Genomic DNA, 1,165 nt, shown 5'->3' on the forward strand with positions numbered 1-1,165 from the left:
TTGGAATAGACGGACAGATCGTGCACCGAACACTCGATCAGCTGCCCCGCTCTCCACAGACTGCTGGAACGCGTCAGCCGTGCATTGCGCCTCATGGTCTATTTTTCAAGATCGAAGGAAACATCCTGGCTCGCACCTGAAAACCTATCAGGCTGGTAGGCCGCCAAGGAGACAACCCCGGGCCGAATTGATTAATAATTTTGGCAACTTTGCTATTCAATCAACGACTTAAGCCTTCCAAATTTCCCGGCAACGCCCAACTGCGACGTCGGCAAATCAGCATCCTGCCAGCCATTTTCGCAGTGCCCGCTATCGGCCAATAGCCGTCACCTATGCCCGATCTACTTCTGGCCGAAGCAGAATCGCGGTCAGAACTTCGGTTTTGGGGACTAACCCGGTTTGGCGAAGTCTACTATCGACTGGAGCTACTTCATGTCCTCAATCTTCCCTACGACAATCATGGTCTTTGTGATGGGCGACCCGATGACCACCTGATCGATCTGAGTGTCGATCGCCGCCTTGCAGCTAGCGGCAATCGCTGCAGAAGTAGAGTTGCCGTCAAAGACCCAGAAGGAAGTTGGCTCCGACCAGCAACTGCTGGCGAGATGGTCTTCCACTGCCGTTACCAATGCTTTGTACCGAGCATCGTAACTTTGGTTCTGATGAATTCGAAAGGTATTCCATAAACGCCCATCTTGCCACTCCGAATGGTCAGATTACGGCTTAGAAGGGAAGATGTAGGAAAATGGGGACAAGTTGTGTGACTACAATCGACCATCGGCCAGGAGAAGCCATTCGGCATAGGTGTCGATTGGCGCAGAAGCAGAGTAGGATTGGGGTGAAACCTGAGGCGCGACAGTTAACCGCTCAGTTGCAGTCCTTTTTTGCCGCTTCAATGCTGTGTCCTCACATGCAGCGGCGATGCAAGGGGAGTCCTTAAAGCTGGAATAGGGCCTTCTGAGCTTAGGGCACGCTCAAGATCAATTCGAAACATTGATCCGCCGTTGATGGAGAAGTGAGGCGTGAATAGGTTTTTCCACAGAGAAGAATACCGGCGCGAGTTTCCGCGCCGTGCCTATGCGCGCCTCGACGACATCGAACCCATCGTCCCGGGTCCTGATGCCGAGTTGACCTTTGTGTTTGACGCCGTCGACGCTGACTGGAA

The 1,165-nt window shown here is 53.1% G+C and carries 1 protein-coding gene; it reads right to left on the bottom strand.

The window, feature by feature from the left end:
• Positions 1-980: 980 nt before the first annotated feature.
• A partial coding sequence (locus AB0I77_RS53770; RefSeq protein WP_363290365.1) for a hypothetical protein occupies positions 981-1,165 on the bottom strand: 185 nt, incomplete at its 5' end.

It is taken from the genome of Streptomyces sp. NPDC050619, from assembly GCF_040654815.1.
Taxonomy (GTDB): Bacteria; Actinomycetota; Actinomycetes; order Streptomycetales; family Streptomycetaceae; genus Streptomyces.